The organism is Sphaerisporangium dianthi (assembly GCF_042654065.1).
Lineage (GTDB): Bacteria > Actinomycetota > Actinomycetes > Streptosporangiales > Streptosporangiaceae > Sphaerisporangium > Sphaerisporangium dianthi.
On sequence record NZ_JBHSFP010000001.1, the window covers coordinates 125255 to 138597 of the forward strand.

General features: G+C 72.4%; 15 protein-coding genes. 6 read left to right on the plus strand and 9 right to left on the minus strand.

All coding sequences use genetic code 11. The features are described 5' to 3' along the window. Nucleotides 1-2 precede the first annotated feature (2 nt). The 3 genes from ACFO60_RS00570 (at nucleotide 3) to ACFO60_RS00580 (ending at nucleotide 3300) form a co-directional block, all read left to right on the plus strand. Nucleotides 3-1019, plus strand: a complete 1017-nt coding sequence (locus tag ACFO60_RS00570) for a carbohydrate ABC transporter permease (RefSeq protein WP_380835615.1) — start codon at nucleotides 3-5, stop codon at nucleotides 1017-1019. Between the two features lie 130 nt (nucleotides 1020-1149). Beyond that, nucleotides 1150-2712, plus strand: a complete 1563-nt coding sequence (locus ACFO60_RS00575) for a glycoside hydrolase family 13 protein (RefSeq protein WP_380835616.1) — start codon at nucleotides 1150-1152, stop codon at nucleotides 2710-2712. A gap of 48 nt (nucleotides 2713-2760) precedes the next feature. Further along, a complete protein-coding gene (locus tag ACFO60_RS00580) occupies nucleotides 2761-3300 on the plus strand; it encodes a DUF4396 domain-containing protein (protein WP_380835618.1) in 540 nt (179 codons plus the stop codon). Here the strand turns inward: ACFO60_RS00580 and ACFO60_RS00585 are convergent. Next, entirely contained in the window at nucleotides 3294-4469 is a 1176-nt protein-coding gene (locus ACFO60_RS00585) for a serine hydrolase domain-containing protein (RefSeq protein WP_380835620.1), read from the minus strand. The two genes, ACFO60_RS00580 and ACFO60_RS00585, sit on opposite strands and share 7 nt — an antisense overlap. A 141-nt stretch (nucleotides 4470-4610) precedes the next feature. Here ACFO60_RS00585 and ACFO60_RS00590 point away from each other — a divergent pair, with 141 nt between their 5' ends. Then, nucleotides 4611-5213 (plus strand): TetR/AcrR family transcriptional regulator, encoded by a 603-nt coding sequence (locus tag ACFO60_RS00590; protein WP_380836414.1) that lies wholly within the window; start codon nucleotides 4611-4613, stop codon nucleotides 5211-5213. Nucleotides 5214-5274: 61 nt separating this feature from the next. On the opposite strand, the gene ACFO60_RS00595 is transcribed toward ACFO60_RS00590, so the two are convergent. Both ACFO60_RS00595 and ACFO60_RS00600 read right to left on the minus strand, forming a co-directional pair. Next, nucleotides 5275-6138, minus strand: a complete 864-nt coding sequence (locus ACFO60_RS00595) for a class I SAM-dependent methyltransferase (RefSeq protein WP_380835622.1) — start codon at nucleotides 6136-6138, stop codon at nucleotides 5275-5277. Further along, entirely contained in the window at nucleotides 6138-6431 is a 294-nt protein-coding gene (locus tag ACFO60_RS00600) for a hypothetical protein (RefSeq protein ID WP_380835623.1), read from the minus strand. The genes ACFO60_RS00595 and ACFO60_RS00600 overlap by 1 nt, the downstream gene beginning before the upstream one ends. A gap of 59 nt (nucleotides 6432-6490) precedes the next feature. Between ACFO60_RS00600 and ACFO60_RS00605 the strand changes: the two genes are divergently transcribed. Continuing rightward, complete coding sequence (locus ACFO60_RS00605) at nucleotides 6491-7135, plus strand: TetR/AcrR family transcriptional regulator (protein WP_380835624.1); 645 nt, start codon at nucleotides 6491-6493, stop codon at nucleotides 7133-7135. 46 nt (nucleotides 7136-7181) lie between these two features. Here ACFO60_RS00605 and mshB read toward each other — a convergent pair whose 3' ends face one another. The 3 genes from mshB to ACFO60_RS00620 form a co-directional block, all read right to left on the minus strand. Next, entirely contained in the window at nucleotides 7182-8033 is an 852-nt protein-coding gene (mshB, locus tag ACFO60_RS00610; RefSeq protein ID WP_380835626.1) for an N-acetyl-1-D-myo-inositol-2-amino-2-deoxy-alpha-D-glucopyranoside deacetylase, read from the minus strand. A 114-nt stretch (nucleotides 8034-8147) separates the two neighbouring features. Next, nucleotides 8148-9176 (minus strand): LacI family DNA-binding transcriptional regulator, encoded by a 1029-nt coding sequence (locus ACFO60_RS00615; RefSeq protein WP_380835628.1) that lies wholly within the window; start codon nucleotides 9174-9176, stop codon nucleotides 8148-8150. A 121-nt stretch (nucleotides 9177-9297) separates the two neighbouring features. After that, complete coding sequence (locus ACFO60_RS00620) at nucleotides 9298-10230, minus strand: 1-aminocyclopropane-1-carboxylate deaminase/D-cysteine desulfhydrase (RefSeq protein ID WP_380835630.1); 933 nt, start codon at nucleotides 10228-10230, stop codon at nucleotides 9298-9300. 82 nt (nucleotides 10231-10312) lie between these two features. Here ACFO60_RS00620 and galK point away from each other — a divergent pair, with 82 nt between their 5' ends. Beyond that, the gene (gene galK / locus ACFO60_RS00625) at nucleotides 10313-11455 is read left to right on the plus strand and encodes a galactokinase (RefSeq protein ID WP_380835631.1); all 1143 of its coding nucleotides are present in this window, start codon (nucleotides 10313-10315) and stop codon (nucleotides 11453-11455) included. A 63-nt stretch (nucleotides 11456-11518) separates the two neighbouring features. On the opposite strand, the gene ACFO60_RS00630 is transcribed toward galK, so the two are convergent. From ACFO60_RS00630 to ACFO60_RS00640, 3 genes are all read right to left on the minus strand, one after another. Next, the gene (locus tag ACFO60_RS00630) at nucleotides 11519-11884 is read right to left on the minus strand and encodes an STAS domain-containing protein (protein WP_380835633.1); all 366 of its coding nucleotides are present in this window, start codon (nucleotides 11882-11884) and stop codon (nucleotides 11519-11521) included. 119 nt (nucleotides 11885-12003) lie between these two features. Next, nucleotides 12004-12207: a cold-shock protein gene (locus ACFO60_RS00635; RefSeq protein ID WP_380835635.1), complete on the minus strand. Its 204-nt coding sequence runs from the start codon at nucleotides 12205-12207 to the stop codon at nucleotides 12004-12006. 342 nt (nucleotides 12208-12549) lie between these two features. Then, the gene (locus tag ACFO60_RS00640) at nucleotides 12550-13341 is read right to left on the minus strand and encodes an enoyl-CoA hydratase-related protein (RefSeq protein ID WP_380835637.1); all 792 of its coding nucleotides are present in this window, start codon (nucleotides 13339-13341) and stop codon (nucleotides 12550-12552) included. Between the last annotated feature and the right edge of the window lie 2 nt (nucleotides 13342-13343).

The window sequence follows — 13343 nt, forward strand, 5'->3', positions numbered from 1 at the left end:
CGATGTCGAGCAGCACAGTGCGCTCGGGCGGCGAGGTACGCCCCGGCCACCCGCCGCGTCCCGTCCCGCCGCACGCGGGAGGTCCGCCGGGCGGCGCCGAGACCTCACCCCCCGCGCGCGGGCGGCGCGGGAAGGCGCCGGAGCGCCACGTCCGCGGCCTTGTGTCCCCGCAGACGCTCGGCACGACCCACGGGAAGATCATCTACTGGATCGTCCTGGTCACGGTGGTCGTCGGCTTCACCGCGATCTTCGTCTTCCCGCTGTACTGGATGGTCACCGGGGCGCTGAAGTCGCCGGACGAGCTCGCCCAGATCCCGCCGTCGTTCTTCCCGAGCTCCCCGGACTTCAGCGTGTACGCCGAGGCGTGGGACCAGCTCGACCTCGGCGTGTTCCTGCGCAACACGGTCATCTACGCCGCGGGAGCCTGGCTGTTCACCCTGGCCATCGACGTCACCGCCGCCTACGCCCTGTCCAAGCTGCGGCCCGTGCTCGGCAAGCTCGTCCTCGGCGGGATGCTCGCCACGCTGATGATCCCGCCCACGGTGATCCTGCTGCCGGCCTACCTGACGGTCAAGGACCTGCCGATCCTCGGGTTCAACCTGCTGAACACCCCCTGGGCGATCTGGCTGCCGGCCGCGGCCAACGGCTTCTTCATCTTCCTGCTCAAGCGGTTCTTCGACTCCATCCCCCGGGAACTGCTGGAGGCCGCCGAGATCGACGGCGCCGGCCCGGCGCGCATCCTGTGGTCGATCGTGCTGCCGGTGTCGCGGCCGATCCTCGGCGTGGTGTCGATCCTGTCGGTGGTCAGCGTCTGGAAGGACTTCATCTGGCCCCTGCTCGTGCTGCCCGACAGCGACAAGATGTCGATCAGCGTGGGCATCTCATCGCTGTCGGCGCAGATGCCGCAGAACGTGCTCATGGCGGCCCTGGTCATCGCCAGCATCCCGGCCATCGTGATCTTCTTCGTCTTCCAGCGCAGCATCATGGCCGGCCTGACCGCCGGAAGCCTCAAGGGATGACCCGGCGCGGCCGCTGCCCGGCCGCGCCCGACGCACCCACCACCCGGGCCGTACACGCCGCGGCCGGCGCGCCCTCCGTCACCGCGGACGGCGCCCGCCGCGCACCGAATCTGTAAGGAGAGACTCCAGCATGTCGAAAACGTGGTGGCGGGGAGCCGCGATCTACCAGGTCTACCTGCGAAGCTTCGCCGACGGCAACGGCGACGGCGTCGGCGACCTGGCCGGCCTGCGGTCTCGCCTGCCCTACCTGGCGGAGCTCGGCGTCGACGCGATCTGGCTCAACCCCTGGTACCCCTCCCCCATGGCCGACGGCGGATACGACGTCGCGGACTACCGCGACATCGACCCCTCGTTCGGCACCCTGCCGGAGGCGGAGAAGTTCATCCAGGAGGCGCACGCGCTGGGCATCAGGACGATCATCGACATCGTGCCCAACCACGGCTCGGACCAGCAGGAATGGTTCCTCCAGGCGCTCGCCGCCGGGCCCGGCTCGCCGGAGCGGGCGCGCTTCTGGTTCGCCGAGGGGCGCGGCGAGCTGCCGCCGAACGACTGGCAGTCGATCTTCGGCGGCCCGGCGTGGACGCGCGTGCCGGACGGGCAGTGGTACCTCCACCTGTTCGCCCCCGAGCAGCCCGACTTCAACTGGACCAACCCCGAGGTGGTGGAGGAGTTCCACGACATCCTGCGGTTCTGGTTCGACCGCGGCGTGGACGGCATCCGCATCGACTCGGCGGCCGTGCTCTTCAAGGACTTCGACAGCGTCGAGGAGTCCTACACCGACCACGACGCCGTCCACGAGGTCTACCGGGGGTGGCGCCGCATCGCCGACGAGTACGGCGACCGCATCCTGATCGGCGAGGTCTGGCTGCCCGACCAGGAGCGGTTCGCGCTCTACCTGCGGCCCGACGAGATGCACACCGCGTTCAACTTCGACTTCATGGCCCGCCCGTGGGAGCCCGCCGAGCTGCGGGAGTCGATCGACCTGACGCTGGCCACGCACCGCACGATCGGCGCCCCGCCGACGTGGGTGCTGTCCAACCACGACGTGCCGCGGCCGGTGACCAAGTACGGCAGGGCCGTGACCTCCTTCAGCCACACCGACCGCAGGGACGGCATGCCCTCGGACCTGGTGCTGGGCGAGCGCAGGGCCAGGGCCGCGGCGCTGCTCGCCATGGCGCTGCCCGGCAGCGTGTACGTCTACCAGGGGGAGGAGCTGGGGCTGCCCGAGGTGGACGACATCCCCGGCGAGCTGCGGCAGGACCCCATGTGGACGCGGTCGAGGCACACCGTTCCCGGCCGGGACGGCTGCCGCGTGCCGCTGCCGTGGTCGGGCGCCGCTCCGCCGTTCGGCTACAGCACCGCGGAGCCGTGGCTGCCGCAGCCCGCCTCGTGGGAGGGCCTGACTGCCGAGGCCCAGGACGCCGACCCCGGCTCCATGCTGTGCCTGTACCGGACGGCGCTGCGCATCCGGCGGGCCGAGCTCGGCGACGGCGCGCTGCGCTGGCTGGACGCGCCGGACGGCGTGCTGGCCTTCGCGCGCGAGTCCGGGCTGACCTGCCTCGTCAACCTCGGCGCCGAGCCGGTGCCGCTGCCCGCGCACGAGGGCGTCCTGCTGGCCAGCGGCCCCGTGAACGGGGACACGCTGCCCTCCGACACCGCCGTCTGGCTGCGCGTCACCGAGGCCGCGGACTAGCCACGCCGGTACCCCCAGGGGGTACTATGAGCGGCGAGGAGGCTCGACATGGACGATCACGACCACCAGCACCACTCCATCCCCGCCGCTTCGGCCCGCGATCACCCGGCCCCGGCGGCGGGCGGGCGCCATGACGGCCCGCCCGCCGCCACCTGGGCGATGGCGGCGCAGGCCACCCTGCACTGCCTGACCGGTTGCGCGATCGGCGAGGTGGCCGGCATGGCCATCGGCACCGCCGCCGGCCTGCACAACGCCATGACCGTGGTGCTGTCGGTGGCGCTGGCGTTCGTCTTCGGCTACGCCTTCACCATGCGCGGCGTGCTGCGCGCCGGGGTCGGCCTCGGCGCGGCGCTGAAGATCGCGTTGGCCGCCGACACCGTCTCCATCGCCGTCATGGAGGTGCTGGACAACACGGTGATGGTCACCGTGCCGGGGGCGATGGACGCCGGGCTGGGCGAGGTGCTGTTCTGGGCGTCGCTGGCCGGCTCGCTGGTGGTGGCCTTCGTGCTGACCACCCCGATCAACCGCTGGCTGATCTCACGGGGCAGGGGCCACGCCGTCCTGCACTCCTACCACCACGGTCACTGACGCGGGCCGCCGGACAGGCACTCGCGGACCGCCGCGACGAGCCGCTTCGCGCGGGCGTCGCCGTGGCCGATCATCCGGTTGGCGACGTAGGCGAAACCCACCCCCCACTCGTCGTCCCCGAAGGCGAACTGGCCGCCCGCGCCGTCGTTGCCGAAGCTGCGCGGCCCGAGCATCGTGCGGAAGCCCGGCGAGTCGAGCAGGAAACCCGACCCCCAGCGGGCGCCCATGTCGGGGAACCCCGACCACGAAGGCCCCGCGGTCAGTTCCCGCACCGCGCCGGTGATGGTGTCTCGCTTCAGCAGAGGGGCCGAGCCGTCGACGCCGGTCGCGGCGGCGGCGTACAGTCCGGCGAGGCCGGTCGCCGACGCGACCGCGCCGGCGCCGGGGAACTCCGCGGCGAGCAGCGCGGGGTCGTTCCAGCCGTGCGGCTCGTCGAGGCCGGGGAAGACGAGCGCCCCGTTCATCGTCACGATGCGCGTCACCAGCGACTCGGGGCCGGGCAGCGGCGGCCGTCCCCCGGCCTCGGCGAGCCGGGCGAGGGCGCCGAGCTCGCCCGGGGGCAGGCCGATCCAGGCCCGCAGCCCCAGCTCGTCGCCGGCGGCCTCGCGGAAGTAGGCGCCGGGCGTGAGCCCGGTGATCCGCCGGATCAGCTCGCCGATGAGGAAGCCGAAGACGTGGCCGTGGTATTCGTGGGCGGCGCCGGGTTCCCACAGCGGCTCCTGCTCCTCGATCGCGCGGACCACCGGCGTCCAGGCGGCGATCTCCTCGAAGCTCAGCACGCGGTCGAGGACCGGCAGCCCCGCGCGGTGCCCGAGCACCATGCGCGGCGTGATCGCCTCCTTTCCGGCCCGCGCGAACTCCGGCCAGTGGCGTGCCACCGGGGCGTCGAGGTCCAGCCGCCCCTCCTGGGCGAGCAGGTGGGCGCAGACTCCGACGATGCCCTTGGTGCAGGAGAAGACCGGGACGATCGTGTCGCGCTCCCATGGCCGGCCGTCGCGCTCGTCGGCGACTCCGCCCCACAGCTCGACGACCTTGCGTCCGCCGGCGAACACGGTCACGGCCGCGCCGAGCTCCGCGAGCTCCGCGAGCTCCGCGTCCTCGGCGAAATTCCGGGAGAAGGCGTCCGCGACCGCGCCGAATCCCTCCGCCACCCCGCCGCTGTACCGCATCGTTGTACCTCCGTTCTCGTCACGGACGCCCGGCTTGATGCAATGGACTGTGCAGGGACGCGGGCGGCCCGTGGCGCGGAACGCTACCTCGCCTAGGTGTATTAAGCAAATACCTAGAGACTCTAGGAAAGTGAGATGACGATGGCTCGTGCGGGGCTGACGGCCGAGCGGGTGACCGAGGCCGCCGCCGACCTGGCGGACGCCGCCGGTTTCGAGAACATCACCGTGTCCGCGCTGGCGCGGAGCTTCGGCGTCAAGGACGCGAGCCTGTATTCGCACGTCAAGAACCTGAAAGACCTGCGGGAGCGCGTCGCGCTGCTGGCCGCGGGCGAGCTGGCCGACCGCATCGCCGCGGCGGTCGCGGGCCGGGCCGGGCAGGACGCCCTGGCCGCGTTCGCCAACGCCTACCGGCAGTACGCGCTGGCCCATCCGGGGCGTTACGCGGCGACCCAGATCACGCTGGACCCCTCCGTCCTGGCCGCCTCCGACGCCTACGCGCGCACCATCGAACTGACCTACGGGATGCTGCGCGCGTACCGGCTGGCCGAGCCCGACCTGACCGACGCGGGCCGCCTGCTGCGCAGCACCTTCCACGGCTACATCACCCTGGAGGCCAACGGCGGGTTCAGCCACTCCCGCGACGTGCAGGAGTCATGGGACCGGGCGCTGGAGGCCCTGCACTTCCTGCTCCAGCACTGGCCCGCCGCCCCTTCGCGCCGCGAGGCCGGTCACGACGGCACCTGACGCCGGCGCGCGCCGCTCCCGCGGATCGGCGCCTGACCGGCCGCCGTACGAACGGCGGCGATCATGACGGGGTCGCCGCGGTGATCAGCCACACCCCGGCGGGGAACCGGTAGCCGGCGCCCGGCTCGCGGAACCGTTCGAACAGCCGGGCCGCCCCCGCGCGTGCCGCGGCCCGGCCCTGTGGCGCACTGGCGCGGTAGGCCGCGCCCGCCGGGCCCATCTCGATGAGCCACTCGGCCACCACCTCGCCCTCGTCGGGGGCGTCCATGGTGACGTCGTACGGCTGGACCGTGACGGCGTCGAAGCCGGCGGCGGTCAGGATGCGCTTCACCCTGCCGGGGTCGGCGAACGCGAACGGACCCGGCTCGTCGCCCATCGGCAGCGGCGGCAGCGGCCCGACATGGGGCGCGGCGCCGAGCGTGGCCGCGGGCAGCCACGGATTGGCGCCGCCGTCCCGGAACACGGTCGCGGCCAGACGGCCTCCCCGGCGCAGCGAACGCCGGATCGTCGTGCACCCTGCGACCGGGTCGGCCAGCGACATCAGCGCCATGCGCGAGAACGCCGCGTCGAACGGGGCGCCCGTCACGGTCTCGGCCGTCTCGATGTCGGCCGTGACGAACCGCAGGCCGGGGTGGCGTTCGCGCGGGAACCGCCGCCTGGCGGCGGCCACCATCGGCTCGGCCAGATCCACCCCGACCGCTTCGCCGCCCGGCCCTGCCGCCGCCGCCAGCTCGGCCGTGGTGCCACCGCAGCCGCAGCCCACGTCGAGGATCCGCTCCCCGGGCTTCGGCCGCAGCCAGTCCATCGCCGCCGCGCCCAACGGGCGGCCGGCCTCGTCCTGCCGGTCGGCGTGACGGGACCAGCCGGGCGCGGCCTGTGTCCAGAAAGCGTGGTTGCGGGCCCGCAGGGTGCCGGTGCCGGGCATCAGAACGGCATCTCGGCGCCGTCGACGGTCACCGAACGGAACGCGGCGGCCTTGCCGGGATCGAAGCCCTCGTCCTGCGCGGCCAGGCCGGCGGCGCGGATCAGCCGCTCCGACTGGAATCGGCGGAACGCCTCCTCGCTCTCCCAGATGTTGATGATCCGCCACCCGCCCTCGGCCGGACCGGCGACGTGCGCGAGCAGACCGGGGGGACGATCCGGGCCCAGGTGCTTCTCCACCTGCAGGTACTCCTCCTCGCTGACGCCGGGCATCTCCTGAAGCACTCCGAACGGCACCGCACCCACCCCTTTTTGATAGAGCCAGACTCTATCTAATAGAGCACTACACTCCGAGTATGGCTGTCAAGAGGCGGTATCAGTCGGCGCGCAGGCAGGATCAGGCCCGCCAGACCCGCCAGGCGATCCTGGAGGCCGCGGGCAGGCTGTTCGTCGACCCCGGCTATGCCGCCACCCCGCTGACGGCCGTCGCGGCCGAGGCCGGGGTCGCCGTCCAGACGGTGTACGCGGCGTTCGGCGGCAAGAGCCGGCTGCTGTCCGAGCTGATCGACGTCACCATCGCGGGCGACGACGAGCGGCGCAGCCTGCCCGACCGGCCCTTCGTCGCCGAGATCCGCGCCCTGTCCGACCCCCGGGCCATGCTCACCCGCTACGCCCGCCATCTCACCGAGACCCACGCCAGGCAGGTGGAGGTGATGCTCGCGCTGGCCGGCGCCGCGACCGCCGACGCCGGCGCCGCCGCCGTCTGGCGCAAGAACCTCGACGACCGGCGGCGCGGCATGGAGATGTTCGCCGCCGATCTCGCCGCCACCGGCGGCCTGCGGTCCGACCACGACATCGGCAGCGCCGCCGACGTCCTCTGGCTGGCCATGGACGTCCACAACTACGACTGGCTCGTCCGGCAACGCGGCTGGCCGCCGGAGCGGTACCAGCGCTGGTACGTCGACACCGTGGCCGCCGCCATCCTCGACGGCCCGGCCTGAAGGCTCGGCTAAGGCCCGGCGCCGGTGCCGGGCGTGCGCGGACGGGTCAGCCGAACAGGTCGGTCTCGTAGCCGTCGTCGCCGGCGGGGCCCGCGGCGCCGGCCAGGCGGGTGTAGTACTCCACGGAGAACACCGGCTGGCCGATGTCGTTGGACAGGGCGAAGTAGCCGCCGTCCACGGTGATCTGGGTGCGGTGGGCGCGCAGCGCCGCGGTCTTGGCCTCATGGTGGCCGCTCGCGTCGACGCGCGTGGTGACCTGCTCGTCGGGGACGCCGAACCCGAAGTCCCCCACCGACTTCAGCCGCCCGAACGGCCCGGCGTCCACCGCCTGCTCCAGTACCGACAGCGGCGTCGCGGTGGCGTAGAACCGCGACGGCGTCCACGGCTCGCCCTCGCCGAAGGCCGGGTCGGCGGCCTTCTCGAACGCCCGCCACGCCACCCGGTGCGCCTGGATGTGGTCGGGGTGGCCGTAGTAGCCGTTGGCGTCGTAGGTCACGATCACCTGCGGCCGCACCTCGCGGACGACGCCGACCAGCTCGGCCGCCGCGAGGTCCACGTCGCACTGCCAGAAGCAGTCGGGATCGTCGTTGGTGGGCGCGCCCATCATGCCCGAGTCGCGCCAGCGGCCCGCCCCGCCGAGGAAGCGGTGGTCGCGCACGCCCAGCGCCGCGCACGCCCGCGCCAGCTCCCCCACCCGGTGCTCGCCGAGCCGGTCGTCGCGGTCGGCGGCCAGGTGGCGCAGCTCGGCCGGGATCACCTCGCCCTCCTCGCCGAGGGTGCAGGTGACCAGGCAGACGTGGGCGCCTTCGGCCGCGTACCTGGCCATCGTGGCGCCGGTGCCGATCGACTCGTCGTCAGGATGGGCATGGACGAAAAGAATCCGACGATCGGGCGACATTGGCCGACCTGCCTTTCGTTCTGTGGCTCCCAGCCGGGTCCGCCGAGGGGTCCCGCGTGCTCTGAGGTGGCTCCCCGTCTCCCGGACGGCACCGAGGGGCCCGAATCCGGGACCCTACTCCACAAACGCGCCGGAACGAACCCTGACCGGCCCGGTCGACCCGCGGACGACCAGCTCGGGCTCGTACAGCAGCTCATCGGCGGTGACCGCCGCCCCCTCGATCTGGCTGACCAGCAGGGTGACCGCGGTCCTGCCCATGGCCTCGATCGGCTGGCGGACCGTGGTCAGGGGCGGGTTGGTGCAGTTCATGAAGGCCGAGTCGTCGAAGCCGACCACCGAGACGTCCTCGGGCACCGACATGCCCACCCGCCGCACGGCCCGGATGGCGCCGAGGGCCAGCGGGTCGCTGGCGCAGATCAGGCCGGTGATGCCCCGCTTGAGCAGCCGGGTGACCACGGCCTGCCCGCCCTCGGGGGAGAACAGGGTGTGCTCCACCGACTCGGGACCGGCCTCGACGCCCGCCCGGCGCGCCGACGCGGTGAACGCCTCGAGCTTGCGCCGCGAGGGGATGTGGTCCTCGGGGCCGAGCACCAGCCCGATGCGCTCGTGCCCGAGGGAGGCCAGGTGGCCGAACGCCTGCTCCACCGCGACGGCGTCGTCGGTGGACACGCGAGGGAAGTCCAGGCTGTCGGTGGCCGCGTTGACCAGCACGACGGGCAGCCGCAGTTCGAGCAGCCGGAAATAGTGCTCGTGGGGCGCGTCGGCCTCGGCGTAGTGGCCGCCCGCGAACACGACCCCCGACACCTGCTGCTCCAGCAGCATCTCGACGTAGTCGGACTCCGACAGCCCGCCCGCGGTGCGGGTGCACAGGACGGGGGTGAAGCCCTGCTGGGCGAGCGCGCCGCCGACCACCTCGGCCAGGGCGGGGAAGATCGGGTTGCCGAGCTCGGGGAGCACCAGGCCGACCAGGCGCGCCCGTTCACCGCGCAACTGGGTCGGACGTTCGTAGCCGAGCACGTCGAGCGCGGTCAGCACCGCCGCGCGGGTCGCCTCGGCGACCCCGGGCTTGCCGTTGAGCACCCGGCTCACCGTGGCCTCGCTGACGCCGACCTTTTTCGCCACTTCCGCAAGTCGCCGTGTCACGGCGCAATCATAGGGCGAATTCCTGCAAGTCGCTTGCGTTCTTTTGACTCTTTGATGGAATAGGCCACTATCGAAACGCCGGTAACTTGCACAGTCTTACACGGGCTTGCAAATCGTATGGTCAAACCTTGTCAATGGACTCAAATCGGACAGGGGGCGCCGCCGGTTCGGGGCCGCCGGTGACCACCGCGACGACGCGCGTCCCGGCCTCGAACGCCCCGCGCCCGGCCAGCTCGAAGACGCCGTACATCATCTTCGCGATATAGACACGGTCGAGCAGCAGGCCGTGCCGCGCCGCGAAGTCCTCGACGAACGCCTCCAGCTCGGCGGTGCTCTTCGCGTACCCACCGAAGTGGAAGCCGCATTCGAGGCTCCAGTTGCTGGACGGCGCGCCGAACGCCTCGCGCTGCAGCCGCTCCACCTCGCCCGCCAGGTATTCACCGCCCTTGAGCACCGGGAAGCCGATGGCGCGCCGCCCCCGGAGAAGGCCGGAGGCGATGCCGGCCAGCGTGCCGCCGGTGCCGCAGGCGCAGCAGACCACGTCGGCGGCGAGCTGGGCGTCGATCTCGGCGGACAGCTCGGCGCAGCCCTTGACGGCCAAGGCGTTGCTGCCGCCCTCGGGAAGCAGGTAGACGTCGCCCCACTCGTCGCGCAGCCGGGAGATCACCGCAGGGGTGTGCTTGGCCCGGTAGGCGGTGCGGTCGAGGTAGGTGAGCCGCATCCCCCAGGCCGCGGCGCGCGCGAGCGTGGGGTTGAGCGGCAGGTGCTCCTCGCCGCGGATCACCCCGACGGTCGCGAACCCGAACCGGCGCCCGGCGGCGGCGGTGGCCCGGATGTGGTTGGAGTAGGCGCCGCCGAACGTCAGCAGCGTGCGCTTCTCCTGGCGCGCGGCCTCGGCGAGGTTGTACTTGAGCTTGCGCCACTTGTTGCCCGGCAGCTCAGGGTGAAGCAGGTCGTCCCGTTTGACGAACAGGCGCACGCCGCCGAGCCGCTCGTCGCGGATCTCCTCGATCGGAGTCGGCAGCCGCCAGACGCCCTGCTCGCCGTCGTCCACAGGGCCAGCTTGGCACGCGCCGAGCGGTGGGGCGGGCTCGGTAGGCTACCGACGGTCCTTCGAACATGAGGAGATGCGCGTCATGCGTGCTGTCGATGCCTTCCGCGCCGCGTACGACCGTGAGCCCGAGCGTGTCTGGCACGCTCCCGGGCGGGTCAACCTGATCGGAGAGCACACCGACTACAACGACGGCTTCGTGCTGCCGTTCGCGGTGCCCTGGGGGGTCACCGCCGCCGTCTCCCCGCGCGACGACGACACCATCAGGCTGCTGTCCCTGCAAGACGCCTCCGCGACCGGCGGCGAGGGGCCGCGGCCTCTGGTGATCACCGACCTCGACCAGGCCAAGGGCTGGGCGCGCTACGTCGTCGGGGTCTTCTGGGCGCTGCGGCAGGCCGGCCACGGCGTGCGCGGCGCCGACCTGGTGATCGACGGCGACGTGCCGCAGGGCGCGGGGCTGTCCTCCAGCGCCGCGCTGGAGGTCGCGGTCGCCATGGCCCTGGACGACCTGCACGGGCTCGGCCTGGCCAGGCTCGACCTCGCCCTGCTCGCGCAGAAGGCCGAGAACGACTTCGTCGGCATGCCCTGCGGCATCATGGACCAGGCGGCGTCCGCCCTCAGCGAGGAGGGCCACGTCCTGTTCATGGACTGCCGCAGCCTCGCGACGCGCAGCGTCCCGCTCGACCTCGCCTCCGAGGGCCTGCAGATCCTGATCATCGACACCGGCGCGCACCACGAACTGGCCGACGGGCAGTACGCGCGCCGCCGCCGCGACTGCGAGAGCGCCGCCGCCCACCTCGGCGTCAAGTCTTTGCGTGACGTCACCGACCTGGCCGCCGCCCTGTCGCTCCTCCAGGGGGACGAGCGCAAACGCGTCCAGCACGTCGTCACCGAGAACCACCGGGTGGAGGCGCTGATCGGCCTGCTGCGGGCGGGCGCCGTGCGCGAGATCGGCTCCCTGCTCAACGCCTCGCACCTCTCGCTGCGCGACCAGTACGAGGTGTCCTCCCCCGAGCTGGACGTCGCGGTCGAGGCGGCCGTGCGCGGCGGCGCGCGGGGCGCCCGCATGACCGGCGGCGGGTTCGGCGGGTCGGCGATCGCCCTGGTGGCCGACGACCGGGCCGATCGGGTGCGCGACGAGGTGGCCAAGGCGTACGAGCAGCACGGCTGGGCCGCTCCGCGGTTCTTCCCCGCCTCCCTCGCCCCCGGCGCCCGTCGCCTCCAGTAGTCGCCGCGCCCGCTGACGGCAGGCGTCAGCGGACCGGGCCGTCCGACGGGCCAGCCTGACGGGCTAATGGGGTGCGGCGGGGGCGGTTTCGGCCCGGTGGTCGGTCAGCGGCCATGGCCCTCGCTTCGGCTCGGGTTCGAACCGCGAGCCGAGGCCGCTGGCCTCAAGGACGCGCCGCACGGGCGACGAGGGCTCCGCGAGCCGTAGTTCGCCGCCCAGGAGCAGCGATCGCCGCCGGGCGGCCAAGAGCGCCGCGACCCCGCTGGCGTCCATGAAGGAGACCTGCGACAACTCGACGACGAGCCGGGGGTTCGGCAGCCGGAGCAGGCCGACGAGCCGCTCCCGGAGGGCGGAGGATGACGCGATGTCGACGTCCCCGCTGACGCGGCACACGATCGCATCGGCCGAGACGGTTACGGACAGGTCCATAGACGGACCTCCAATCGGCGGACGCGAGGGCGGTTCGCGGTGGAGCAAAACCGCCCCTTTGAGCGTCCTTAGGGTGAAGGCGGCAGGCCGCCCTCACATGAGCCTTGCGGCTGCGCTGCTTAGAGCGGGCGAACCTGCTCCGCCTGCGGGCCCTTCGGGCCGCGAGTCGTCTGGTAGTCCACGCGCTGGTTCTCTTCGAGGCTGCGGTAACCCGAGGCGTCGATCGCGGAGTAGTGCACGAAGACGTCCGCGCTGCCGTCATCGGGAGCGATGAAACCGAAGCCCTTTTCGGCGTTGAACCACTTGACGGTTCCCTGAGCCATGTAACTGATCTCCTCATGAGACGATCTACGAGTGTCCACGGCGTGGACACTCGGGTTGTTTAGCGACCGACCGCCCCTTGAAACACTTTGGCTTCGCACGGTGGAACGCCCGCTGTTAGAACTCCGCAGGCGCTGCTACACGTTAACGAACCTCTACTACAACCGATCCCATTCAACACCATGCCGCCCGTGATGGCCAACGCAGACCCCTGGACAACTGCGTCGGAAACCGGCGGCGCAGAAGGCCTGTCTTCGACCTGCGGGAAAGGCGCCGAGTGACCGTGGGCCGCCGCCTCGGGAAACGGCCCGGGCGCGGTCGCGGATCATGCGGGAGGGCGCGGATCATGCCGGGAGGTGGCCGGCGAACGGGGGAAAGGCCGGAGGGCGGCGCTCCAGGAAGCCGGCGACGCCCTCGGCGAAGTCCGGGCGGGCGAAGGATTCCATCATGAGCCGCACGGCCTCGGTCCGCGACTCCTCCAGCGACCGCTGCCAGTCGCCCCAGACCTGCCGCTTGATCACGGCCATCGAGGCGGGCGAGCTGTGCGCCGCCAGCTCGCGCGCGTAGGCGAGGGTCTCCTCCAGCAGCCGCTCCCCCGGCGCCACCCGGTTGGCCAGGCCCAGCTCGCCGGCCTCGACGCCGGTGAACGTGCGGCCGGACAGCAGGATGTCCATCGCCCTGGCCTGCCCGATGAGCCGGGGCAGGATCCACGCCAGGCCGTACTCGGCGACCAGGCCGCGCCGGGCGAAGGCGGTGGTCCACTTGGCCTCGGCGGCCGTGAACACCAGGTCGCACACCACCGCGTGCACCAGGCCGAGCCCCGCGCAGGCGCCGTTCACGGCCGCGATGACGGGCTTGCCGATGGTCGTCGGATGGGTGGCGGGGCGTTCGTCGGGCTCGACGTCGTACGAGCCTTCCTGAAGGGCCTTGAGCGTCTGGAAGTCCGCCCCGGCGCAGAAGCCCCTGCCCGCGCCGGTGACCACGACGACCCGGACGCCGGGGTCGCGCTCGGCCTCCTCCAGCAGGTCGAAGTAGCGCCTGCCCATGGCGTCGGTCCACGCGTTCAGCCTGTCGGGCCGGTTGAAGGTGAGCGTCAGCACGCCTTCGTCCAGCGAGGACAGCACCAGATCGGACATGG